The organism is Streptomyces melanogenes (assembly GCF_014649795.1).
Lineage (GTDB): Bacteria > Actinomycetota > Actinomycetes > Streptomycetales > Streptomycetaceae > Streptomyces > Streptomyces noboritoensis.
The window spans coordinates 43,287-67,178 of record NZ_BMTS01000027.1 but is presented as its reverse complement, the minus strand read 5'-3'; the positions used below and the strand labels follow the sequence as shown (position 1 = coordinate 67,178).

Here is a 23,892-nt window from a genome sequence, read left to right as displayed (position 1 = left end):
GGAACGGTTATGCATATTCAGGACTCTCATTGGCAGTCCGCCGTCGTCGCGTCGGCGGACGGCAATGGTCGTGTGGGCGCGGTAGGCGGTGGTGGGAGCGCTTCCGCTTCCCGCTCCGCGCCGCTGCGGGTGGATGCCCAGCGTAATCTGGAGCACGTGCTGCGCGCCGCGCGCGAAGTGTTCGGCGAGCTGGGGTACGGCGCGCCGATGGAGGACGTGGCGCGCCGCGCCCGCGTCGGAGTCGGCACGGTGTACCGGCGCTTCCCGAGCAAGGACGTGCTGGTGCGGCGGATAGCCGAGGAGGAGACCGCGCGTCTCACCGACCAGGCGCGGACCGCGCTCGGTCAGGAGGAGGAGCCGTGGTCGGCGCTCTCCCGGTTCCTGCGGACGTCTGTGGCGTCCGGGGCCGGGCGGCTGCTGCCGCCGCAGGTGCTGCGGGTCGGGGTGGACGTGGACTCCGAGGAGTCGACGGTGGTGGGCGGTGGCTCTGTCTCGCCCGTGCCCGTGCTTGAGCCGGTCGAGTCGCTCGACTCGTCTGGTTCGGGCGGCTCTGTCGGACCCGTCGGATCCGAGGCTCGTGTGCCGCAGCAGCGGCAGGCCGGGCCGGGTGTGCCCGGGGTGCCCGATCTGCGGGTCGTCGAGCCGCGTTCGGCGTCCGTGGACGAGCTGGATGACGCGGGGGCGGCGGAGCTGCTCGCGGTCGTCGGGCAGCTGGTGGAGCGGGCTCGGGAGGCGGGGGAGCTGCGGGGGGATGTGACCGTGGCGGATGTGCTGCTCGTGATAGCCACGGCGGCGCCGTCTCTGCCGGATCCGCATCAGCAGGCTGCGGCTTCTGCTCGGTTGCTGGATATTTTGCTGGAGGGATTGCGGTCGCGGCCGGTCTAGGCGCGGGTCGGCCTCTGGCCGCGGGTTTTCGCGGGGCCGGGGTCAGGGCGGGTTGCGGGGTTCCGGCGGGGCCGGGGAAGGCCGCGTGCCCACCCTCCCCCAAGCTCTTAAGGAGCAGGGGGGACCCCCAGCCCCTAGCGGCACGCACGCCCACAGCTGGGTAGCTGCGTAGGCCCCCTGTCCACTAACGGGTGGTTGGGTTGGTGGGGGCTGCTTGGGTGTGGGGCTCTGTGGGACGCTTGGCTCGTGGTTGGGTCTGAGCGTGCTGACGGGGGCTTCCGCGATGAACGTTGACGGGCGGGACGAGCTCGGCGGCGGCAGCGGCACCGAGCCGGACGGTCTGCCCTCGCGGCAGGTCCCCAGTCAGGGCGGTCCCGGTGGCCGACCGGACGCCGAGGGCGGGACCGTGCTGCCCGGCCCGTGGGCTCCGGCCCAGGAGTCCGACGCCGCGCCCGGTGTCCCGCAGCAGCGTGACCGCACCACCGCCGACGCCGAGCTGATCCAGCGGATGCGGGCGGGCGACGACACCGCGTACGAGGAGCTGTTCCGGCGGCACTCGGACGCGGTCCGCCGGTACGCCCGCAGTTGCTGCCGGGACGCGCACACGGCCGACGACCTCACGGCCGAGGTGTTCGCCCGTACGCTCCAGGCGGTGCGCGGCGGGGCCGGTCCCGAGCAGGCCGTGCGCGCGTATCTGATGACCACCGTGCGCCGCGTCGCCGCCTCCTGGACGAAGACGGCGAAGCGGGAGCAACTGGTCGAGGACTTCGCCCTCTTCGCCGACCAGGCCGCCCGTACCTCGGACGGCCGGGACGACGACACGGTCGACCTCGGCGCGGACGTACGGGCGATGCACGAGGCCGAGCAGTCGCTGGCCATGCAGGCGTTCCGGTCGCTGCCGGAACGGTGGCAGGCCGTGCTCTGGCACACCACCGTCGAGGAGGAGTCGCCCAGCGAGATCGCGCCGCTGTTCGGGCTCACCGCCAACGCCACGGCGGTCCTGGCCAGCCGGGCCCGGGAGGGCCTCAAACAGGCGTACCTGCAGGCGCACGTCTCCACCGCGCTCACCGAGGGCGGCGACTGCGCCCGCTACGCGGACCGGCTCGGGGCGTACGCGCGCGGCGGCCTGCGGGTGCGGGCCGAGCGGGGCCTGAGCAAGCACCTGGAGGAGTGTGCCAAGTGCCGGGTCGCGGTCGTCGAGCTCAAGGACGTCAACGCCGGGATCCCCGCGCTGCTGCCGGTCGCGGTGGTCGGCTGGATCGCCGCCGGGTACTCCCTCAAGGCCGCCGGGCTCGTGGCGGGAGGCGCCGCCGGTGCGGCGGGCGCGGGTGCCGCCGCGGCGGCCTCGGGCGGGAGTTCGTCCGGGGGCGCGGCCGGTGGGGCCGCCGCCTCCGAGGGGCTCGGCGCCCCGGCCAAGGCGGGCATCGCGGCGGCGGTCGCCGTCGCGGTGGCCGCGGGCGTGGTCTTCGCGCTGAGCGGCAACGACAGCAAGCCCGTGGCGAAGCCCGAGGTCAAGCCGCCGGCCGTGGTGCCGGTGGTGCCGCAGAAGCCGCCGCCCTCCCCCACGCCGGAGCCGCCCGCGCCGCCCGCGCCCGTACCGCCGCCGCCTCCGAAGCCCGCGCCCAAGCCGAAGCCGAAGCCGAAGCCGGCGCCGCCGAAGCCGGTGCCCAAGCCCAAACCGAAGCCGACGCCGACTCCTGCGCCTCCGAAGCCCACGCCGCCCAAGCCGACGCCGCCGCCTCCCCCGCCGCCTCCGCCGCCGCCTGCGGCGGTCTACCAGGTCAATCGGCTCCAGTACGGGACGTTCGGTGACCACACCAAGCCCGAGGTGCGGCTCGGGGGGTCCAGTTGGCTCTGGCAGCGGTGGGGCATGGAGATCGACGGCAGGCCGTACAGCCACGGTGTGACCGTGCACGCCCGGTCCTCCGTGACCATCGATCTCAATCGGCAGTGCACGAGTTACGACGCGTTCGCCGGGGTCGATGATCTGACCATGGGGCTTGGGGCGGTGCGGTTCTCTGTGTACGGGGATCGGACGCTGCTGTGGCGGTCGCCCGTGATGCATGGTGGGGATCCGGCTGTGCCCGTGCACGCGGATCTCACGGGGCATCGGACTCTGCGGCTGGTGGTCGATCCGCATACGCCGTTCGGGTCGGTGGCGCTTGCCGACTGGGCCAAGTCGGTCATCAACTGCCGGTAGCCCCGGGGGGTGTCGCTGTTCGTCTGCGGGCCGGTGGGGGCTGGGCGCGCCCACGCGGCGGAGCCGCAAATGTCACAGCCCCGCGCCCCTAAGGGGCGAACGCCCCCTCCAGCAGCTCCGCCACCTCCCCCGTGCTGAGCCCCGCCCCCTCCGCTCGCTCCTCCTCGTACCGCTCCGCACCGAGTTCGGCTCGCAAGCGGGTGCGGAGGTTCTCCAAGGCCGTGCGGTCCGGGATCCACAGGGGGATTCCCGCCCGCCAGGTCTCCGCCGCCGCCAGCACCCGTACCGCCATGCCCGCCTCACCCAGCTCCGGCAGGAGTTGGGCCGCGCCCTCCGCGAAATGGGCCAGCAGGATTTCCGCGCAGTCCGCCGCGATGGCGGTGCGCAGGGCCTTGGCCAGGCCGCGTACGCCGATCTCCGGGCCCGACTCGGCCGCCGCGACGCGGGCCTGGAGGCCCTGAAGGATCGCGGTGAAGTGCGGTGGCGGGGTGCTGCGGGCGGTCTCCATCGTGGCGGCGTCGCACTCGGCGCGCGCGGTGGCGGTGTCGCCCGTGTCCAGGGCCATGCAGGCGCGAAGGTAGTGGATGTAGGCGGCGGTGTCGTAGACGTTGTAGCGGGCGGCCTCCGCCGCCGCCTCGTCCAGGACCTTGGCCGCGCCTTCCAAGTCGCCTGCTCGGTACGTGAGTTCCGCCAGGCGGGACAGCAGGAACGGGGCCTCGGCGTGCGCGCCCACCTCGCGGGCCAGGCCCAGGGCCTCCTCGTACTCCGGCAGTGCCCGCGCGGGCAGGCCGCGCATCATCGCCGCCTCCCCGGCGGCGCCGGCGACCTGGGCGCGCATCCAGCGGTCGCCGACGCGGCGGCCCAGCTCCCGCAGCTCCGCGAGGTCGGCGTCGACGTCCCAGACGCCGCCGGGCATGTCGATGACCATGTGCGTACGGAACATGAGGCTGACGCCGACCTCCCATTCACCGCCGTACGTACGGCAGTTGGCGACCACGGCGTCCACGGAGTCGCGCACCTGGCCGGCCGTGTGGGTGAGGAAGACGGCGAACGGCCAGAGCAGCCCGGGGAAGCGCGCCGCCTCCGGGCCGCCGCCCGCGAACGCGTCGCGCAGCCGCTCCATCTCGGCCAGGATCTCGGGCGTACGCAGCCGGTCGGCCCGGCCGGACTCCTCCAGCAGGAAGATCCGCAGCAGGCCGAGCCGCATGCAGGGCCAGTAGCGGGGGTCGTCGGGGCCGGGCTCGGCCCCGTCCTCCAGGCCGAGGACGCGGTCGACCCAGGCCACCCCTTCGCCGCGGTAGTTGCGCAGCCACCAGAACCAGCCCATGACGAGGGCGATCTCGCGGGCCTCGGCGGGGTCGGGGGCGGTGGTGGTGACGCGGTGCAGGGCGGCGCGGATGTTGTCCAGCTCGCGCTCGACGCGGCGGATCCAGACCAGCTGGTCGCGCGAGCGCAGCAACGGGTCGGCCTCCTGGGCCAGTTCGCGGTAGTACGCGGTGTGGGCGCGGGCGGCCTCGTCGAGCAGGCGCGGGGTCTCGGCCGCGCGCTCGGCGGCGTACTCGTGGATGGTCTCCAGCATCCGGTAGCGCATCCCGCCCGTGTCCGGGTCGGGGGCTGCCACGACCAGGGACTTGTCGACCAGGGCCGCCAGGTCGTCGGTCGAGCCGCAGACGGCCTGGGCGGCGGCCAGGTCCCAGCCGCCGGCGAAGACGGAGGCGCGGCGCAGCACCGCGCGCTCGCGCTCGTCGAGCAGGTCCCAGGACCAGTCGACGACCGCGCGCAGGGTCTGCTGCCGGGGCAGTACGGTCCGGCTGCCGCTGGTCAGCAGGCGGAACCGGTCGTCGAGCCGGTCCGCGATCTGGCGCGGGCCGAGCAGCCGCAGCCGGGCGGCGGCCAGTTCGATCGCCAGCGGCAGCCCGTCGAGCCGCCGGCAGATCTCGTCGATCGCCTCGGGGTCGTCGGCCGGGTCGAAGTCGGGTCGTACGGTACGGGCGCGCTCGGCGAAGAGGCGGTGCGCGGGGTCGGGCGGCAGCGGCTCGACCGGCCGGACCCGCTCACCGGGCACGCCCAGCGGTTCGCGGCTGGTGGCGAGGATCCGCAGCGCCGGGCAGCGCGTCAGCAGCGTCTCGGCGAGGCGGGCGGCGGCGTCGATGACGTGCTCGCAGTTGTCGAGGACGAGGAGGGTGGGGGCGGCGGCGAAGTGGTCGACGAGCCGGGCGACCGGGTCGTCCTGGTGCGGCTGCCCGTCCCGTCCGAGCAGGGTGGTCTCGCGCAGCCCGAGCGCGGAGACGACGGCGCCGGGGACGGCGTCCGGGTGGTCGAGCGGCGCGAGCTCCACGAGCCAGGCGGGGGTGTGCGCGACGGACTCCTCGGCAAGGCGCGTCTTGCCGGAGCCGCCGGGGCCGGTGAGCGTGACGAGACGGTGGGCCGCCAAGTCCTGCCGGATGGCTTCGAGTTCGGGTTCGCGGCCGACGAAGGAGGTGAGGCGGGGGCGGAGGTTGCCGGCCGCCTCCTGCGGTACGGGGTTGAGCAGCTCCTGGTGCAGTGCGGCCAGCTCCGGGCCCGGGTCGGCGCCGAGGGCGTCGGCGAGGGTGCGACGGGCGCTCTCGTACGCCAGGAGCGCGTCGGCCGTACGCCCCTCGGCCCGCAGGGCGCGGATCAGCTGGGCGTGGAGGGGTTCGTCGTACGGGTGGGTCTCGATCAGCGCGGTGAGCTCGGCGGGGAGGTGGGCGGTGGCGCCTCGGCGCAGGTCGGCCTCGATGCGGGTGCGGCGTGCGGTGAGGTGCTGGGCGTTCGGGCCCGCGGCCGCCGACTCCCGGTCGGGGAGGTCGGCCAGGGCGGGGCCGCGCCACAGGGCGAGGGCGGTGCGGAGGGTTTCGGCGGCGGTGTCGGGGTCGCCGTCGTCCAGCTGGCGCGTGCCGGTGGCCAGGCGTTGCTCGAACGCGAACAGGTCGATGTCGTGCGGGGCGTCGACGGTGAGGCGGTAGCCGCCGGGCTCTGAGGCGACGGCGTCGCGGCCGATGGTTCGGCGTAGGCGGCCGATGAGGGCCTGGAGGGCGGCGGGGGCGTCGTGCGGGGGGTCTTCGGGCCAGATCTCGTCGATGAGGGTGGTGGGGGTTACGGGGGTGTGGCGGTCGGCTCTTGCCGCGAGGGCGGTGAGGAGGGCGCGCAGCCGGGGTCCCCCGAGGGGGACGTTTTGGCCGTGCTCGTCTTGCGCCTCGGTGGCGCCCAGGATTCTGTACCGCACGGGGTCATTGTGTCTCGGCCTCACTCCGCCTGCGGCGGGCTTTTTCCCCACCCCGCCCCTTCCCGTAAGCCCTGGGCGGGCGGCCGGGTGCTTCGTCTGCGGGCCGGCGGTGGGTTGCTCGCGCAGTTCCCCGCGCCCCTTAGATGCCGCTGCGCGACAATCCCCGGGCCGGCCCGAAGGGGCGCTTCTAGGGGCGCGGGGAACTGCGCGACCAGCCCACCACCGGCTCGCAGACACACACGGGCTACGCCCGCAACGGCGGCCGCGACGGCGTCACCCCGCCCGCCACCGCCCGCTGCTTCGGTGCCGCCGTCCCCGTCCAGCACGTTCCCCGGCGGGACAACAGGCGGCGGAGCCACAGTTCCGTGGAGATCAGGTCCGCCAGGCCGTCCAGGGGGAGGCGTTCGCCCGAGGCCGCCGCCCGCAGGGCTCGGCGGACCGTGCGCGCCTCGATCAGGCCCGCGTCCGCCAGCAGCGGCGCCTCGAACAGCGCGATCAGCGGGTCGATCGCTCGGCGCAGGCCCGCCCGGACCGCCGCAGACGAGGAGGCGTGGGACGGAGCGCCCCAGCCCGCGGGGAGGTCGCGGACCCCCGAACCCGCCAGCACCGTCCGCAGGATCGCCGCCCGGGCCCCCGGCTGCACCCGCACCGCCTCGGGCAGGGCACGGCACGCCCGTACCACCTGGTTGTCCAGGAACGGCGCGTGCAGCCGCTGGCTGCGGATCTCGGCGGCCTGCTCCAGGACGCGGTGGTCGGCGGCGTACCGGGCGAGCGCGGCCCGCGCCCGTGCCTCGCCGGGCCGCAGCACCGTCGCCGGGCGCGTCGCCGACGCCATCAGCCGGATCGATACTTCAGCCAGCGCCTCCCCGGTGAGCCAGCGCGCGGCGGGGCCGGGCCGCGTCCAGGCCAGGGACGCGAGCGAGGCGTCCAGCGGGCTCTCCGCCTCCGCGACGGCCAAGTCCGCGTCGCGGCGCAGCCGTTCGGCCGCCGACTCGATGCCCGTCCGGTACGGCGTGCGCGCCAGCTTCCGCGCCGCCCGGTACACCGTGAGCGGCACGAAGAGGGAGTGCGCCGAGGGGCCGCCCGCCTTGGCGAGTGCCGCGGCCGGGCGGAGGAGGTAGCGACGCTGACGGTCCATCAGCAAGTCGGCCAGGCGGGCTGGATGCGCGTCCAGCACCTGGCGCGCTCCGCTCCCCGTGAAGTGGTCCGCGCTGCCCGACGCGAGCCGGCGGCGGTGGCGTTCGGCGATGACCAGCGAAGGGCCCGGCTCGTCGGTGAGCGGGCCTGCCAGCTCCGCGTACGGCAGGGCCTCCTCGTCGCCCGCCACCACCACGTGGTGCAGCCGCGGGTTGGCCGCGATCGCCCCGGCCCGCTCCAGCTCGGCCTCGCCCTTGCGGCCCGGTACGGCGAGGTCGTTGAAGGTGACCGCGAGGAGCCGTTCGCCCGCGCCGGTGCCGTGGCCGAGCACCGTGCCGGGGTTGCCGGGCAGCCCGGCCGCGAGCAAGGCGAGGGTCGCCGAGGCCGGGCCGCCGGAGAGGTCGGCGCCGATGCCGGGCGCCGGGCCCCCGCGCGCGGCGCGCCGCTCGGCGGGGCCCATGCCGGGGACGGGCCCGGGGTCCTGCGGCAGCGTCTCGGGGGCGTGGCGCGGCGCGGTGAGCCTGGCCCGTACGGCCGCGACCAGCGCTTCCCGTACGCCGTTCACCGCGCTCTCCTCGTCCACCTGGGCCGCGGCGACGGCGAGCGAGGCGACCGGTTCGTAGCCGGTGATCTCCCGCGAGCCCTCCCGCAGCACCAGTGCGTGGCCGGGCGGGATGCGCCGCACTCCCGCGTAGGGGGTCGAGTCGCCGAGCGCCTCGGGTACGTCCGGGCAGGCGAGCAGCGCCGCCAAGTGGCCGATGTCCAGCTGGGCTTCGATGAGGTCGGCGAGCGGCAGGGCGGCCGTGGCGTAGGCGGTACCCGTCGCCCACGGCGTGTAGAAGACGGGACGTGCGCCGGCCAGGTCGCCGACGACAGTGACCCTGCGGCCGACCTGGGCAACCGCCGTATAGCTGCCCGGCCACGCCGAAAGGTGCCGCAGTGCGCCCCCGCGTGCCGCGAACAGCCCTACCCGCAGCTCCTCGTCACTGGCGGCGCAGCAGCCGAGCACCGCGAGCCGGGTGTCCGCCCCCACGCTGACCACGCGGATCTCGTCGGGCCGCCAGTCGCCGACCGCCCAGAGCGGGTCGGGGTCGCCCCACAGCAGCTGGGAGCCGACGGGGTGGACCGTGCGCCCCTCCTCGGGCGCACCCACGGCACCGGCCGTCCCCACGGCACCGAACCTCGCGGCGACACTGCTCCAGCCCACCAGCCACCGCATCGCCGCCTCCACAGCCTGTGGACAACCCGTCGCACGCGCCGACAGAACCGGGACCGGCCGTACGCGGACGTACGGCGGGGTGTGTCCGTGCGGTGCTGAGGGCGCTCGGGACCATGCTGCCATGACAATGGCGTACGAGAGGGGCCTCGGGGTAGCGCGCGCAAAAAGTGAACGCGCCCCCGCGGATGGCCGATTGACAGCCCTTCGGGCGGTCGGAAGCGACGTTTCCGAGCGGTGCGGGACCGTCGGTTTTCGGCCAACTTCACCCCGGGCGCGCGTGGCGGACGCCCCGAAGCGGGCATGAAACCGGCAGTGAAGCCGGCGGAGAAGACCCACAGTCCGGGAGGCGCTGTCCGCCTCCCGGACCGGTCCGCCGCCCGCGGGGATTGAGGCGACGGTGTCCCCCAGCCCACTGGATCCAGTTCAGCGGGCCGACCCACGCACCTGACATGGAAGCGCTCCCCGCTCCGCGCGGGCCAGAGCGCACGCACCGCGCACGGCCACACACCCGGAGCACACGAGCGGCGCCCGAACTCGTCCGTACGGAAAACAATCTCGCCATCCGGAACACCGCCTCTTAACGGTCGGGATGCGGCGAACTACGCTGGGTGTACTGCTGTTCTCCGCGGGCGGCATATTCCTGGGGGCTCGGCCACACGATTGTGCGGCCGGACGGACCCGGGGCGCGGCCCCGGGGGACGCCGTCTGTGTCGAGGGGTGGCGCATGTCCAGGGAGCAACGCGGGCCGAACGAGAAGCTCGGCACCGTTCTCGCCCTCGCGGGAATCAGCAATGCCGGACTCGCACGACGGGTCAACGACCTCGGGGCTCAGCGCGGACTGACGCTTCGCTACGACAAGACGTCGGTGGCCCGCTGGGTCTCCAAGGGCATGGTGCCCCAAGGCGCCGCGCCCCATCTGATCGCGGCGGCCATCGGCGCCAAGCTGGGCCGCCCGGTGCCGCTGCACGAGATCGGGCTCGCCGACGCCGACCCGGCGCCGGAGGTCGGTCTGGCGTTCCCGCGCGACGTGGGCGAGGCGGTCCGCTCGGCGACCGAGCTCTACCGGCTCGATCTGGCCGGACGGCGGGCGGGCGGCGGCATCTGGCAGTCGCTGGCCGGATCCTTCGCGGTCACCGCGTACGCGACCCCCGCCTCGCGCTGGCTCATAACCCCCGCCGACTCGTCGGTCGCACGCGACCACGACGGGGCGGCCGGGACACCGCTGAAGGTCGGCCACAGCGATGTGGCCAAACTGCGCGAGGCGGCGGAGGACGCGCGCCGCTGGGACTCCAAGTACGGGGGCGGGGACTGGCGTTCGTCGATGGTTCCCGAGTGCTTACGGGTGGACGCGGCGCCGCTGCTGCTCGGCTCGTACTCCGACGAGGTCGGCCGGGGCCTGTTCGGCGCGACGGCCGAACTGACCAGACTGGCCGGCTGGATGGCCTTCGACACCGGCCAGCAAGAGGCCGCCCAGCGCTACTACATCCAGGCGCTGCGCCTGGCCCGCGCGGCGGCCGACGTGCCGCTGGGCGGCTATGTGCTGGCCTCGATGTCGCTCCAGGCCACCTACCGGGGCTTCGCCGACGAGGGCGTGGACCTGGCGCAGGCCGCCGTCGAGCGCAACCGGGGCCTGGCGACCGCCCGCACCATGAGCTTCTTCCGGCTCGTCGAGGCACGCGCGCACGCGAAGGCGGGCGACGCGCTGGCGGCCGGGGCCGCGCTCAAGGCAGCCGAGGCCTGGCTGGAGCGCTCCCGGGACGGCGACTCGGACCCGTCCTGGCTGGGCTTCTACTCGTACGACCGCTTCGCGGCGGACGCGGCCGAGTGCTACCGCGACCTGAAGGCCCCGCGCCAGGTGCGCCGCTTCACCGAGCAGGCGCTGTCCCGGCCGACCGAGGAGTTCGTGCGCTCCCACGGCCTGCGGCTCGTGGTGTCGGCGGTGGCCGAGCTGGAGTCGGGCAATCTGGACGCGGCGTGCGCGGCGGGCACGCGCGCGGTGGAGGTCGCCGGACGCATCTCCTCGGCGCGCACCACCGAGTACGTGAGGGACCTGCTGCACCGCCTGGAGCCGTACGGGGACGAGCCCCGCGTCGTCGAGCTCCGGGAACGGGCACGGCCGCTCCTGGTCGCCCCGGCATAGATCACTTCCCCCACGGGTTTACGGGCATTGTCAGTGGGCCAGTGCACTATTCGGGTGGGAGGTGTGCGGGTGACCGGGTTCGACTGCGACGTGCTGGTGATCGGCGGCGGGATCGTCGGTCTGTCGACGGCGTATGCCCTGACACAGGCCGCTCCCGGCACACGGGTGACGGTCCTGGAGAAGGAGGACGGCCCGGCGCGCCACCAGACCGGCCGCAACAGCGGCGTGATCCACAGCGGGATCTACTACCGCCCGGACTCCCTGAAGGCGCGGTACGCGGTGCGCGGCGCCGCCGAGATGGTGGCGTTCTGCGCCGAGCAGGGCATCCCGCACGAGGTGACCGGCAAGCTGATCGTGGCCACCGAGCGCACCGAGCTGCCGAGGCTGCACGCGCTGGTCCAGCGCGGCAGGGAGAACGGGATCCCGGTGCGCGAGCTGGGCCCCGCCCAGATCGCGGAGTACGAGCCGGAGGTCCGGGGCCTGGCCGCGATCCACGTCGGCACGACCGGCGTGTGCGACTACCCGGCGGTGGCGGCCCGCCTGGGCGAGCTGTCGGGCGCGGAGATCCGGTACGGGACGGAGGTGGTGCGGATATCGCGCCGCCCCGACACCGGCGTGGCGGTGCTCACCTCGACCGGGGCGGTGCTGCGGGCCCGGGCGCTGGTGAACTGCGCGGGGCTGCACTGCGACCGGGTGGCACGGCTCGCCGGGGACGACCAGGGGGTGCGGATCGTGCCGTTCCGGGGCGAGTACTACGACCTGGCGCGGCCCGGTCTGGTCAAGGGCCTGGTCTATCCGGTCCCGGACCCGGCGTTCCCCTTCCTCGGGGTGCATCTGACCCGAGGGGTGGGCGGCGGCGTCCACGTCGGGCCGAACGCGGTGCCGGCGGCGGCCCGCGAGGGCTACGACTGGCGCACGGTCCGCCCGGCCGAGCTGGCCGCGACCCTGACCTGGCCCGGCTCCTGGCGGATAGCGGGCCGCCACTGGCGGTACGGGGCGGGCGAGATCCACCGCTCGCTGTCCCGCCGCGCCTTCACGGAGGCGGTGCGGCGGCTGCTGCCCGCGGTCGAGGAGGCGGACCTCCACCCGGCGCCGTCGGGGGTGCGCGCGCAGGCGGTGCTGCGCGACGGCACCCTGGTCGACGACTTCCTGATCCGCGAGGCCCCCCGCACGATCCACGTCCTGAACGCCCCGTCCCCGGCGGCCACGGCGTCCCTGCCGATCGGCCGCGAGGTGGCCCGGCGGGCGCTCGGGGTGCTCGGGGTGATGGGGGTCCCCCCTGCTCCTTAAGAGCTTGGGGGAGGGTCTGAGCGGGCGGCCCCGGCGGCCGGGCACGTAGAATCCGGTCATTGTGTCTGAGCAGCCCGCCGCCTCCGCCCGTCGCCCCAAGGGCGAGCCCCGGTTCCCCGGGGGTCCCGTCGCCGATCCCGCCGGATCGCACCACGAGCGGCGGATCCGCAGTTTCCAGCCGCGCCGCAGCCGGGTGACCACCGGCCAGGGCGAGTACCTGGAGCGGCTGTGGCCGGTCTGGGGGCTCGACATCGACGGGCAGGGCAAGCTCGACCTGAACGAGATGTTCGACGGGCTGCCCGTCGTCCTGGAGATCGGCTTCGGGATGGGCGAGGCGACCGCCGAGATGGCCGCCGCCGACCCCGGCACCGGCATCCTCGCCGTCGACGTCCACACCCCCGGCCAGGGCAACCTCCTGGGCCTCGCCGAGCGCGGCGGCCTGACCAACGTGCGCGTCGGCAACGGCGACGCGATCATCCTGCTGCGCGAGATGCTGGAGCCCGAGTCGCTGGACGGGCTGCGCGTCTACTTCCCGGACCCCTGGCCCAAGAAGCGCCACCACAAGCGCCGCATCATCCAGCCCGACTTCCTCACGCTGGCCGCGCCCCGGCTCAAGCCCGGCGCCGTACTGCACTGCGCCACCGACTGGGAGCCGTACGCCGAGCAGATGCTGGAGGTGCTGAACGCGCACCCCGCGTTCGAGAACACCCAGCCGGACGGCGGCTACGCGCCGAGGCCCGCGTTCCGGCCACTCACGCGCTTCGAGGGGCAGGGCCTCGACAAGGGCCATGTGGTCCACGACCTGCTCTTCACCCGCGTCGCCGAGCTGCCCTCCGTCTGACGGCCGCCCCCAGGCACCGTCGCGGATTGTCCGTACCCCTCGTTAGGGTCGTCTGGTGTCGTCCGAGTCGCTTCCGCAACGCCAGCCGCCGGGCCCGCTCCAGCCGGTCCCGGAGCGGGGCGCCGAGCCGCGGTTCGACGCCGTGCCGGAGCGCGCCAAATGGCGCTACCGGCCGCGGCGCGACTTCTGGCGCTCCCGGGCCGTCCGGGCCAGCGCGCTGATCACCCTGCTCGCGCTGTGCGGTCTGGTCATCCTCGCGATCGTGCGGGAGCAGACCGGCACCGAGGGGTTCCTGGTGGGGCTTGCGCTCGCGGTGCTGCCGGTGCCGCTGCTCGGCACCGCGTTCCGCTGGCTCGACCGCGTGGACCCGGGCCCGTGGCGCAATCTGCTGTTCGCCTTCTCCTGGGGCGCGTGCGCCGCCGCGCTGGTGGCGATCATCGCCAACTCGTTCGCGACCAAGTGGATAGCCACCGCGACCGCCGACCCGTCCTCCGCCGACCACCTCGGCGCGACCGTCATCGCGCCGATAGTCGAGGAGAGCGCCAAGGCGGCGGCCGTGCTGCTGCTCTTCCTGTTCCGACGACGGGATTTCAAGGGGATAGTCGACGGCGTCGTCGTCGCGGGCTTCACCGCGACCGGCTTCGCCTTCACCGAGAACATCCTCTATCTGGGCAACGCGTTCGGGGAGGACCAGGTCAGCCACACCGCGGGCCTCTCCTCGACGACCGCAGCGACGTTCTTCGTACGGATCGTGATGTCGCCGTTCGCGCACCCGCTGTTCACGGTGTGCACCGGCATCGGATTCGGCGCGGCCGCGCTCGCCGCGCCGGGCAGCCGGTGGCGCCGGATCGGCCTGCCGGTGCTCGGCCTGCTGTCCGCGATGGGGATGCACGCGCTGTGGAACGGCTCGTCGTCGTTCGGGACGTACGGCTTCTACCTCGTCTACGCCGCGTTCATGGTCCCGGTCTTCGCCCTGCTCACGTGGCTGGCGATCTGGAGCCGCCAGCGGGAGCTGCGCACGGTCGCGGCCGAGCTGCCCGCGTACGCGGCGGCGGGCTGGCTGGGTCCGGCCGAACCGCTCGCGCTCTCCTCGATGCGGGCCCGCTCGATGGCCCGCGACTTCGCGCACCGCACCTACGGCGGCAAGCGGGCGGCGCGGACGGTCGCGGAGTACGAGGCGTTCGCGACCGCGCTGGCGTTCCTGCGCCGCCGGGCCCGCCGCGCCCAGGCCGGCCCGGACTTCACGGCCCGCGAGCAGGAGCTCCTGCACCACCTGTGGGAGCGCCGGGCGGTGGCCGGGCCCGCGCTGCTGTACGCGGCGGGCGCGGCGGGCCGCATCTGGATCCCGCCGCAGCCGTACCCGTACGGGCACCCGGCGCCGTACGGACACCAGGCCCCGTACGGATACGACCAGTCCTCCCCGTACAACCCCTATCTGCGCTGAGGCGCCCGGCGGCTACGCCGAGGCGGTCTTCAGCTCGCTCAGCTCCGCGTCCGTGAGCTCCAGGTCGGCGACCGCGAGGAGCGCGGGCAGCTGCTCGACCGTGCGGGCCGAGGCGATCGGGGCGACCACGGTCGGCTGGGCGGCGAGCCAGGCCAGGGCGACGCTCGCGAGCTCGGCGTCGTGCGCCTGCGCGACGCGGTCGAGCGCGGCGAGCACCTTCGTGCCCCGGTCGGTGTCCAGGTACTGGGCGGCCTTCCCGGCCCGGGCGCTCTGGACGTCCTGGCCCGGGCGGTACTTGCCGGTGAGGAACCCGGCGGCGAGCGCGAAGTAGGGGACGGCGGCCAGGCCCGAGCGGCCCGCGGTGTCCTGGAGGGCGCCCTCGTAGGTGTCGCGGGAGACCAGGTTGTAGTGCGGCTGGAGGGCGACGTACTTGGCCAGGCCCTCGCGGTCGGAGAAGTCCAACGAGTCCGCGAGCCGCTCCGGGGAGATGTTGGAGGCGGCGACCGCGCGCACCTTGCCCTCCCTCACCAGCTGGTCCAGGGCGGTGACGATCTCCTCGACCGGGACGGACTCGTCGTCGAAGTGCGTGTAGTAAAGGTCGATGTAGTCGGTGCCGAGGCGGCGCAGCGAGGCCTCGGCGGCGGCCTTGATCGTGGGGGCCGCGAGCCCCTTGAACTTCGGGTGCGCGCCGACCTTCGTGGCGACGACGACGTCCGCGCGGTTGCCGCGCGCGGCCAGCCACTTGCCGATGATCTCCTCGGACTCGCCCCCCTGGTTGCCGGGGATCCACGCCGAGTACGCGTCGGCCGTGTCCACGAAGTTGCCGCCCGCGGCGGTGTACGCGTCGAGCACCGCGAACGACGCGGCCTCGTCGGCGGTCCAGCCGAAGACGTTGCCACCGAGGGCGAGCGGGAAGACGGAGAGGTCGGAGGAGCCGAGGGGGCGCAGAGAGGTCATAGGGGGTGAACGGGCAGGCGGGGCACGGCTATTCCGCGCCCTGCCCGAACCCCATGCGCCCCCGCGCTCTACGGACGCGTCCCACGGCTCCCGCGCGTCCTACGGGTTCAGGCCCTTCGACTGGAGCCACGCCATCGGGTCGATGCCCGTGCCGCCCGGGGTGTGCACCTCCAGGTGCAGATGCGGGCCCGTCACGTTGCCGGTGGCGCCGACGCGGCCGACGGTCTCGCCGGTCGTCACCTTCTGGCCGGCGCTGACCGCGATCGAGGACTGGTGGCAGTACCAGAGCTCCGAGCCGTCCTCCAGCTCGATGACCGTGCGGTAGCCGTACGAACCGGACCAGCCCGCCGACTTGACCGTGCCGCCGTGGATCGCCTTGAGCGGGGTGCCGGTGGGGGCGGCGAAGTCGAGTCCGGTGTGGTGGCCGGAGGACCACATCGAGCCGGCCTCGCCGAACGTCGAGGTGATCGTGTAGGAGGCGACCGGGAGCGAGAAGCTCTTGGCGAGTTCGGCGAGCCGCGCCTCCTCCGCCTTCTTGGCGGCGGCCTCCTCGGCGGCCTTCTTCGCGGCCGCCGCCTTCTGCTCGGCGGCGCTCTGCGCGGCCTTCGCCTCGGCCGCCGCCTTCTCGGCCGCGGCCTTCTCGACGGCCGCCTTCGCCTCGGCCTCGGCGCCGTTCTGCTGCTGCTCGGCCTGCTGGAGGATGCGGGCGCGCAGGGCCTCGCCCGCGCCGGTGGCGCCCTGTTCGGCATCGGCCCGGGAGACGCCCGCCATGGTGAGCGGGGCGCTCGCGACGGCCTTGTCGGCCTGCGCGGCCGGGGAGGTGTCGGGCTTCTCGTCGCCCGCGATGTCCGATATCAGCGTGCCCACGCCCGGCAGCGACTTGACGTCGGGCAGATTGTCGGCGACCGAGTCGGGCAGGGATATGGAGACCGGCGGCTTGCTCTGCGCGCTGGCCATGCCGCCCGCGCCGACGGCCGCGATGACGCCGACGCCGAGGACGGTGGAGCTGCGGGCGAGCCCGCCGCGCTGCTTGACGACCCGGTGCCGGCCGCGGGTCGCGGCGACGGAGTCCTCGGTGGGGTTCCACTCCTCCCACACCTCGGTGTCACTGGGCGCGGTCCCGTACAGGGAGACGGGGGGAACCGGCGGGGTGCCGAGGGCAGGCTCGTTGGACGCCACGGAGGCGCACTCCTTTCCTTCCTTCTCGCCTACCGGGTTAGCTGACGGGTTCGGAGCAGGAAGGTCTCCTACGGGCACCTCTTCGAAGGGACAAAGGTGCCCGATTCACCCCAAGTTGATGGTTCCCCGGTTCCCTTTCGGGATTCGGCGCGTGCGCACGGTGCCGCCTCTGCGACGGCTGGGACGACCGCGCTGCGTTATCGAACGTTAATAGACAGGGGGACCGGATTCCAAGCAGTTCCCGGTGATCCTTGGGGGCAAGAGTTGACGGTGTGTCAAATGTTATGCACAGGGGCGCTGTTCGGCTACACAGGGTTACGTGTGCGGCTGTCGCGGCACGACTGTCACGGCACCACCGGCATCGTCCGCCGCCGCTCCGGCTGCCGCACCCCCGGCCGCCCCACCGCGAGCAGCGCCATGTCATCGCTCGCGCCCCCGCCCGTATGTCTGCGCACATCGTCGATCAAAGCGTCCAGGACCCGGTCGGGCCCCGGGAAGATCCGGCCGCGCAGCCGCTCGTGCGGGTCGTAGAAGACCCCCGGCGGCTCCACCGAACGCGCCTCGGAGAGGCCGTCGGTGTAGAAGAGCAGCGTCGATCCGGCCGGGAAGGGGTACGTCTCCGCCCGGTCCGGCCACACCCCCAGCTCCGCCATCCCCAGCGGCAGCGCGGGATCGGACGGGGTGAGGGCGTCGAGCGCCCCGTCGGGGTGGAGCAGCAGCGGCTCGGGGTGGCCCCGGTTCACCAGGCGTACCGGCCCGGCGCCGCGCGGGATCTCGGCGAGCACGGCCGTGGTGAACCCCTCGACGGCGTCCAGGCCGTCGCGCCGGGCGCCCTCGCGGGTGAGCGCGCGATCCAGCCGTCCGGCCACGGCCTCCAGGGTCGCCTCCTGCTCGGCCGCCTCCCGGAACGCCCCGATGACCACCGCCACCGCCTCCACCGCCTCAAGGCCCTTGCCGCGTACGTCCCCGACGACCAGGCGCACCCCGTACGGCGTGTCCTGCACGGCGAAGAGGTCCCCGCCGATGAACGCGTCGGCCTGGGCCGCCTCGTACCGCGCGGCCACCTGGAGGCCCCCGATGCGCTCGGCGGGCGTCGGCAGCACGGCGCGCTGGGCGGTCTCCGCGATGACCCGGGCCGAGGCGAGCCGCTCGCCGCTGCGGCGCAGCATGCGGTTGATGAAGAGGGCGAGCGCGCCGACGGTGGTGACGGTGAACAGCTCGCTGACCGCCTCGCCGGTGCTGGGGATGTCGTGCAGATACTCCGTGACCAGCACCGCCCCGACCGCCGATGCGCCCGCGACGGCGGTGCCGACCGGCCCGTAGAAGGGTGCCGCGATCAGGGGAGCGGCGGCGAAGAGCGCGGCGGCGGTCAGATCGGGCGGCGTCGCCACGTCGAGGACGACCCCGACGACCAGCAGCAGCACGGGCAGCAGGCGCGCCAGGGCGAAGCGCCGGGAGCCGTCCCGGCCGCCGCCGTCCGATCGCTGCCGCACCTGTGGCCTCCAGCCCGTCCGCAGGGCCACCGACGTCCCGCACCCCACCCAGGGTGTCGGGCGCGGCGGCACGCGGCGACCTCACCTCGGCCAACCGGGTCAGTGCCGCTCCGCCCCCGTGGCGATCAGCCGCGCCCGGCATCTGCGGGGCCCGGCCCGCCCCCGTACGCACGTCCCCCGGGCGTGCCGCCGGGCCGCCGGGTCGCCGTGCACGGACGGGACGCCGCCCTTCGCGTACGAGGGGGCGGTCACCCAGGGCGCGGCCGGCGTCAGCGGCAGCGAGAACGGCAGGGACAGACACATCAGCAGCGCGCACAGGGCGAGGTACAGCGGCACGGCGGGCACCTTTCGCCGCCTCGCCGCTCGCAGCAGCCCCGCCACGTGCTCACGCATAGCACCCGCGAGACTACTGGACGTACACCGCCGGGCCGGTGAGGTGCGACCGGCGCCCGCCGGCCCGCACGCGGGAATTTGACGTCGCGCAGAGGCCCCCCGCAGGCTCGTGTCCCATGCACGAACTTTGCTCGACCGCCGCCCTGCCCTGTGACCCGCCGCTGCTGTGGGCCGCCCAGGGCCTGACCGGGTCCTCCCGCGCCTGGGCGAGCGAGGACGGCCGCGCCTTCGCCGTCGCCGTCCCCGACCTGTCCCGCCACGACCGGCTGGCCGTCTCGGGACCCGTCGGGTCGCTGGCCCCGCTGGTCGCCGAGGTGCTCGCCGAGACCGGCCCGTCCTACCGCCCGCTGGGCGACGAGACGACCGTACGGCCGCTCCTCGACGCACTGCCGCAGCTGCGTCCGGTGGCCACCTTCGGCTGGATGGACCGCTCGCACCCCCTGTCGTCCGCCGAGGCGGGCGTGGCGGACGAGGGCAAGGCGCGGTGGCTGGCGGACGAGGACGCCGAGGAGATCACCGCGCTGCTCGCCGAGGCCTTCCCCGGCTCGTACGCGGTGCCGGGCGCGCCCGGCGTCGGCCGCTGGGCGGGCACCCGGGACGACGCGAACCGCCTCACCGCGGTCGCGGCGCTCGCCTGGCCGTCCCCCGAGGTCGGGCTGGTCGCGGGTGTCGCGGTGCACCCGTCGGCGCGGGGCCGGGGCCTGGCCCGTACGGTCGTCGCCAAGGTGCTCGCCGAGGCGCTGGCCGTACACGGGACGGCGGGCCTGATGGTGGACGGCGCCAACGACGCGGCGATACGTCTGTACGAGGGCCTGGGCTTCGCCTACCGGCGTTTCCTGGCGGTGGAGCTGGACGTATAGGGAGGGGCGGCCCGGGAATGCCGAAGGCCCGGCACATTCTCATGTGCCGGGCCTTGGGACTTCAGTAGCGGGGACAGGATTTGAACCTGCGACCTCTGGGTTATGAGCCCAGCGAGCTACCGAGCTGCTCCACCCCGCGTCGGTAAACACAACTGTACGGCATGCGGGGCGGTGCTCCGTACCGCTTTACGAGGAGCCCGTGCGGGGGACCTCCGTGCCCGCCGACCAGCGGCCCCGCGAGGCGGCCAGCACGAACCCCGGGCCGAAGCCGATGATCAGGCCCGACTCGCGGTCGCCGGGGGCCTGCGCGAAGGTGCGGGCCAGCACGTCGAGGACGGCCGAGCCGCCCAGGTTCCCGTTGGTGGCCAGGCTCGCCCAGGCGTGCCGCAGATCGCCGCGGTCGCGGTCGCCGTCCAGGCCGAACCCGGCGGCCGCGTCCTCCAGGACCCGGGGCCCGCCGGGGTGGACGACCGCGAACTGGAGGGCCCGGCCGCTCCCGTCGAGCCATTTGCGTACCGCCGGGAGGCTGTCGTTGAGCGCGGCGGTGGCGGCGGCCGTGGAGTCGAAGTGCAGCCCGGCGCCCGAAAGGCGGCCCCGGTAGCGGTCGATGCTGTCGGGCAGGACGTACTCGAAGGTGTCCTCGATGACGAAGCTGGGCCCGCTCCAAGCCGGGTGGTCCGAGACGACGACCGCGCCCGAGCCGTCCCCGAAGAGCACCTTGTAGATCATCGACTCGCGGCTGGTGTCGGTGTGGTTGTACGTGGCCGTCGACAGGCACTCGGCGACGACGACCAGGACGTGGGAGCCCGGGTGCGCGGCGATGTCCTGGTGCGCCCGGACCAGGCCCTGCGCGCCGCCCGCGCAGCCGACGCTCGACATGGGCACGCGCCGCACGTCCGGCCGCAGGCCCAGCTCCCGGACGAGGGCGACGTCGAGGGTGGGCACGGCCCAGGAGGTGGTGTGGCTGGTGATGACGCAGTCGATGTCGTCGGGGGCGAGCCCGGCGTGGGCCAGCGCCTGGCGCCCGGAGCGGACCGCGAGCCCCAACGCGTCCTCGTACGCCGCCCTGTTGCGCTCCTCGACGGTGGCATTTCCAGCCACGGTCGGGGCGTCGAGAGGGCGGGTGAACCGGCGGGTGCGGACGGTGGTGGCCCGGGCTATCCGCAGGTGTGCTTCCAGCCGCGGGCGATCGGGGTTGGCACGCCGGATGTCTGCGCAGATCTCATCCGTTGCGATGACGTGGTCCGGCAGTGCTATGGCGGGGAGGGCTATGTGAGCGGGCACGGGTGGGCTCCCTCGGGTGGCCGACGAGCGAAACCTCAACTTACTTGAGACGGCTGGAATTCGTTCCTGCGAATTCGAACAGAGCTCAGCCGGAGGGAGTCGTTCCGTGCGCGGTCCCGCCTCCCGGGCACGCCGGTCGTGCGCTCAGCTCGTCAACGGCGCGCTCAGCACGGGGTGCCGACTCACGAGGGACGCGCCCGGGGTGTAGAGGAGCAGCATCACCCGGGCCCCGGGCGAGGTGACCGGCTCGGCCACACAGGTCGTCACCCACCCCGGCCCCAACTCGCTGTGCCGGATGGGCCGTTCGGACCCGTCGGGGTACGGGATCGGAGTGGCCCCGGTCTCCCGGTAGAGCGGTCCGGCGACGGGGTCGGCCTGCACCTCGGCCTCCAGGCGGCGCAACTCCGCGTGGTTGGGCCGCATCTCGACGCCGTGCCGCAGCTGCGGCAGCACCATCGGCGCCCAGCGCTCCGACCAGTCCGTCAGCACGTCCTCGCGCGCCTCGGGGTCGAGGGTCATCCACCGCATGGTGTTGGCCGGAACCTCACCGCGCGGGAAGAGGGCGGCGAACTCCGCGTTGTGGGCGAGCAGGTTCCAGGCGGCGTCGGTGATGTAGGCCATCGCCCCGTCGATCTGCTCGACGACCCGCTGCCAGACGCCGGGCACGGACATGCCGGAGTCGCGGTGCAGGGTGTACGGCGGGTACTCGCGCCGGGTGAGCCGCCACAGGAACGTCCACTCCTGCTCGTTGAGGCGCAGGGCGCGGGCCACATTGGTCAGGAACTCGGCAGTGGGGTTCAACTGCCCGTTCTCGAACCGGTTGTACGTGCCCGGCGTGCGCTCCAGGAGGATGTCCATCTGCTCCTGGCTGAGCCCGGCGACCCGTCGGCCCGGCCCCGCCTGACGCGGCGGAAACCCGGCGGACTCCGGGTGGATGGCGGCGCGCCGCTCCTGGAGGAGCGTCTTGAGGGGCATGCGGTCACGGGCGGCGAGCGGCAAAGCGAGACCTTCGTTCACGGGGGGGGCGGGGACGAACGGCTGTCGTCGCGGCGGGACGACGGGCGATGACGGTCTGTCGGCGGCGCTCCCCCTCTTCTCCGGCGCTGATATCCGGGGCCGAATGTTGATGGCTGGATCATTATCTGCAATTCAGCCCCCTGGAAAGGGGGCGGGGTACCCCTCCAGACTGTTCCGCACGAAGCCCTCACGGGACTCGTACGCATCGGCCCAGGCCAAAGCGGTTGCTTGGTGTCCTTCGCAGGACATCGCACTCCGCCTTCGCCCGGGACGCGCCGACCGCCCCTGTGCCGCGGGGACGGCCGGCGTACACGTACCCCATTCAGCGGCCGGTGTCGACAATCGCCAATACGTCGCGTCCTCGACACCGGCCGCCCGCGGCGCGCCGGAGAGCAACATTCCCCCGTCTCCGGCCAGCTCCGGCATGCGGGCCGGGGCTGAACGGCCGGTGCCGTGGAGCGCGCCCACCAGGGCGGCCCCACGGCACCGGCCGTCTTTTTCTGCGCTCCCCTTGCCTTACGAGCGTCCGCTTGGCCGTATATCATGAGAAATGTATCTTGATACATCGAGCTGGATACATGCGAGAGGAGCCCGCTCATGACCCGCACAGTCATCGACCTCGACGACGAGGCTCTGGAAGCAGCCGCCAAGGAGCTCGGCACCACGACCAAGCGGGACACGATCAACACAGCCCTGCGCGAGATCGTCGAGCGCAACCGCCGACTGCGTGCCCTGCACGAGCTGCAGGACCTCACCACCGACGGAGCCCTCGACGCCGAGCTCCTGCTCGACAAGAGCAACTACCGGCGCGGTGCCGCCCGGTGAGCGTTGCCGACTACCTGATCGACACCTCCGCCCTCGCCCGGATCCTGCTGCGCCAGGCGACCGACGACTGGGAACGGCGCATCGGCGCCGGCCTCGTCGCCCTGTGCGACCTCACCGAGCTGGAACTGCTCTACTCCGCCCGCTCGGCCAAGGACCGCGAGAGCATCCGGCTGCGGTTGAGTCAGTTCACCTGGTGCCCCATGCCGGACGGCATCTACCGGCGCTCGCGGGTGGTCCAGGAACAGCTCACGGCAAAGGGCGAGCACCGCAGCGCGGGGACCGTGGACCTGCTCCTGGCCGCGGTCGCCGAGGAGGCCGGGCTGACACTGCTCCACTACGACCAGGACTTCGAGACCATCGCGCGGACGACATCCCAGCCCGTCCGCCGGATCGACCTCAAGTCATAGCTCCGACCACAGCGAAGTGCCCCGCCCAGGAAACCCAGGCGGGGCACTCAAGCGCAGGTCAGAGGCCATATGGCTCCTGCCGCTGCCGGTAGGCCATGTCGGACTCGAACCGACAACCAACGGATTAAAAGACCCGGCAAGATCGTGCCGGGTGGTTTTGGGTGCTCCCTCGGCGTCCTGTTTTACCTGGTCAGCGAGAGGCAGGTTGCCGATCAGTCCGGCCTGAGATGCCCTGTACTGGCGCATCCGCTCACGCATCGCTCACACAATCCGCCTGCTCCCACCACGGGCACCGAGCAGCTCGTGGGCAGACTCTCCAACCTGGTGCCGCCCCGGCAGGACGGGGCCTGCTCCTCCGTATGTCCGACCGCCAAGCGGAATCCCCGCAGGCAGCGGCTGGATCCACCACGGGCCGATGTCCAGTGGAAGGAGTCCAAGTTGCCCGGGCAGGCACCGCTGAAGGATCATGCCGTACACCTCGAATGCCACCCATTGCCTCCACAGCGCAGGCCGCTGCGGTTACACGACAATGGAGCCCCGTCAGGACGGACCTGACGGGGCTCCATTAACGGTCAGATCGCAGAGGTCCCCAGTACTGAGGGCCTGCGCGGATCCACCAGGTTCACGCCGTACTGCTCGAACCGCTCTTCAAGACGTTCCATGCCCCGCCGCCGAACATACGCGGCTTCATTGGCATGGATGGGCACCAGCCACAGGATGGAAATCTCATTCGGTCCATCGCGGACCAGTTCGACTTCTTCCGGGAAGGCGTAGAGCGGCGTCATCAACAGGTGATCGGCTGCACTCCCTGGTACCCATGGCTTGCCGATGGCCAACACGGTACCCACCGAGCCGTCACGGCCCGCAGCCACCCAGTCGGCAACCATGGCGAGTGTCTCCACGTGCCGCTCATCTGCGATAGGCGGCAACAGCGCGAACTCGTGAGGCCACCCCTGAACCGTGGATGCCCCCATGGAGAGGTAGATCCAGGGCTCCGAGGGATCCCGTGTCTCGATGCGCCGGACCCGGAAGCCCGGAAGGGTCTCCTCCACTGGCCCTAGGGTCCAGCGTTCA

The 23,892-nt window shown here is 73.5% G+C and carries 18 protein-coding genes, 1 tRNA gene and 1 riboswitch; of the genes, 9 read left to right on the top strand and 10 right to left on the bottom strand.

Annotated features, from left to right (window positions below):
• Positions 1-9: 9 nt before the first annotated feature.
• Both IE252_RS36510 and IE252_RS36505 read left to right on the top strand, forming a co-directional pair.
• Complete coding sequence (locus IE252_RS36510; RefSeq protein ID WP_190093770.1) at positions 10-885, top strand: TetR/AcrR family transcriptional regulator; 876 nt, start codon at positions 10-12, stop codon at positions 883-885.
• 283 nt (positions 886-1,168) lie between these two features.
• Entirely contained in the window at positions 1,169-3,085 is a 1,917-nt protein-coding gene (locus IE252_RS36505; protein WP_190093769.1) for a sigma-70 family RNA polymerase sigma factor, read from the top strand.
• A gap of 88 nt (positions 3,086-3,173) precedes the next feature.
• Here the strand turns inward: IE252_RS36505 and IE252_RS36500 are convergent, their stop codons facing one another.
• Positions 3,174-6,332, bottom strand: a complete 3,159-nt coding sequence (locus IE252_RS36500; RefSeq protein ID WP_190093768.1) for an ATP-binding protein — start codon at positions 6,330-6,332, stop codon at positions 3,174-3,176.
• Between the two features lie 244 nt (positions 6,333-6,576).
• A complete protein-coding gene (locus IE252_RS36495) occupies positions 6,577-8,688 on the bottom strand; it encodes an asparagine synthase-related protein (RefSeq protein WP_190093767.1) in 2,112 nt (703 codons plus the stop codon).
• Positions 8,689-9,412: 724 nt separating this feature from the next.
• On the opposite strand from IE252_RS36495, the gene IE252_RS36490 reads away from it, so the two are divergent.
• The 4 genes from IE252_RS36490 to IE252_RS36475 all read left to right on the top strand — a co-directional run bounded on the left by IE252_RS36490 (position 9,413) and on the right by IE252_RS36475 (position 14,403).
• Positions 9,413-10,828, top strand: a complete 1,416-nt coding sequence (locus IE252_RS36490; protein ID WP_101389311.1) for an NsdA family TPR-like regulatory protein — start codon at positions 9,413-9,415, stop codon at positions 10,826-10,828.
• A 63-nt stretch (positions 10,829-10,891) separates the two neighbouring features.
• Positions 10,892-12,118, top strand: a complete 1,227-nt coding sequence (gene lhgD, locus IE252_RS36485; protein ID WP_373298674.1) for an L-2-hydroxyglutarate dehydrogenase — start codon at positions 10,892-10,894, stop codon at positions 12,116-12,118.
• A 61-nt stretch (positions 12,119-12,179) separates the two neighbouring features.
• Entirely contained in the window at positions 12,180-12,959 is a 780-nt protein-coding gene (gene trmB, locus IE252_RS36480; RefSeq protein WP_229849027.1) for a tRNA (guanosine(46)-N7)-methyltransferase TrmB, read from the top strand.
• Between the two features lie 55 nt (positions 12,960-13,014).
• On the top strand, positions 13,015-14,403 hold the full coding sequence (locus IE252_RS36475; RefSeq protein ID WP_190093766.1) for a PrsW family intramembrane metalloprotease: 1,389 nt from the start codon (positions 13,015-13,017) through the stop codon (positions 14,401-14,403).
• A 12-nt stretch (positions 14,404-14,415) separates the two neighbouring features.
• Here the strand turns inward: IE252_RS36475 and IE252_RS36470 are convergent, their stop codons facing one another.
• From IE252_RS36470 to IE252_RS36455, 4 genes are all read right to left on the bottom strand, one after another.
• Entirely contained in the window at positions 14,416-15,360 is a 945-nt protein-coding gene (locus tag IE252_RS36470; RefSeq protein WP_190093765.1) for an aldo/keto reductase, read from the bottom strand.
• 99 nt (positions 15,361-15,459) lie between these two features.
• Positions 15,460-16,539 carry a M23 family metallopeptidase gene (locus IE252_RS36465; RefSeq protein ID WP_373298672.1) on the bottom strand — a complete coding sequence of 360 codons (1,080 nt, stop codon included), beginning with the start codon at positions 16,537-16,539 and terminating at the stop codon, positions 15,460-15,462.
• An 11-nt stretch (positions 16,540-16,550) separates the two neighbouring features.
• A riboswitch (cyclic di-AMP (ydaO/yuaA leader) is annotated at positions 16,551-16,699 on the bottom strand.
• Between the two features lie 184 nt (positions 16,700-16,883).
• Positions 16,884-18,056, bottom strand: a complete 1,173-nt coding sequence (locus IE252_RS36460; protein WP_190093779.1) for a PP2C family protein-serine/threonine phosphatase — start codon at positions 18,054-18,056, stop codon at positions 16,884-16,886.
• A 75-nt stretch (positions 18,057-18,131) separates the two neighbouring features.
• Entirely contained in the window at positions 18,132-18,425 is a 294-nt protein-coding gene (locus IE252_RS36455; protein ID WP_190093764.1) for a hypothetical protein, read from the bottom strand.
• Positions 18,426-18,541: 116 nt separating this feature from the next.
• Between IE252_RS36455 and IE252_RS36450 the strand changes: the two genes are divergently transcribed.
• On the top strand, positions 18,542-19,285 hold the full coding sequence (locus tag IE252_RS36450; protein WP_190093763.1) for a GNAT family N-acetyltransferase: 744 nt from the start codon (positions 18,542-18,544) through the stop codon (positions 19,283-19,285).
• Positions 19,286-19,350: 65 nt separating this feature from the next.
• Here the strand turns inward: IE252_RS36450 and IE252_RS36445 are convergent.
• The 3 genes from IE252_RS36445 to IE252_RS36435 all read right to left on the bottom strand — a co-directional run bounded on the left by IE252_RS36445 (position 19,351) and on the right by IE252_RS36435 (position 21,544).
• Positions 19,351-19,424 (bottom strand) — tRNA-Met (locus IE252_RS36445).
• Positions 19,425-19,471: 47 nt separating this feature from the next.
• Positions 19,472-20,569, bottom strand: coding sequence for a beta-ketoacyl-[acyl-carrier-protein] synthase family protein (locus IE252_RS36440; RefSeq protein WP_190093762.1), 1,098 nt, complete (start codon positions 20,567-20,569; stop codon positions 19,472-19,474).
• Between the two features lie 144 nt (positions 20,570-20,713).
• Entirely contained in the window at positions 20,714-21,544 is an 831-nt protein-coding gene (locus IE252_RS36435) for a helix-turn-helix domain-containing protein (protein ID WP_190093761.1), read from the bottom strand.
• Between the two features lie 639 nt (positions 21,545-22,183).
• Between IE252_RS36435 and IE252_RS36430 the strand changes: the two genes are divergently transcribed.
• Together IE252_RS36430 and IE252_RS36425 are read left to right on the top strand one after the other, a co-directional pair.
• Positions 22,184-22,411 carry a type II toxin-antitoxin system VapB family antitoxin gene (locus IE252_RS36430; RefSeq protein ID WP_190093760.1) on the top strand — a complete coding sequence of 76 codons (228 nt, stop codon included), beginning with the start codon at positions 22,184-22,186 and terminating at the stop codon, positions 22,409-22,411.
• Positions 22,408-22,818: a PIN domain nuclease gene (locus IE252_RS36425; protein WP_190093759.1), complete on the top strand. Its 411-nt coding sequence runs from the start codon at positions 22,408-22,410 to the stop codon at positions 22,816-22,818. Before IE252_RS36430 ends, IE252_RS36425 begins: the two co-directional genes overlap by 4 nt.
• Positions 22,819-23,390: 572 nt before the next feature.
• Here the strand turns inward: IE252_RS36425 and IE252_RS36420 are convergent.
• On the bottom strand, positions 23,391-23,870 hold the full coding sequence (locus tag IE252_RS36420; RefSeq protein WP_190093758.1) for a suppressor of fused domain protein: 480 nt from the start codon (positions 23,868-23,870) through the stop codon (positions 23,391-23,393).
• Positions 23,871-23,892 lie beyond the last annotated feature (22 nt).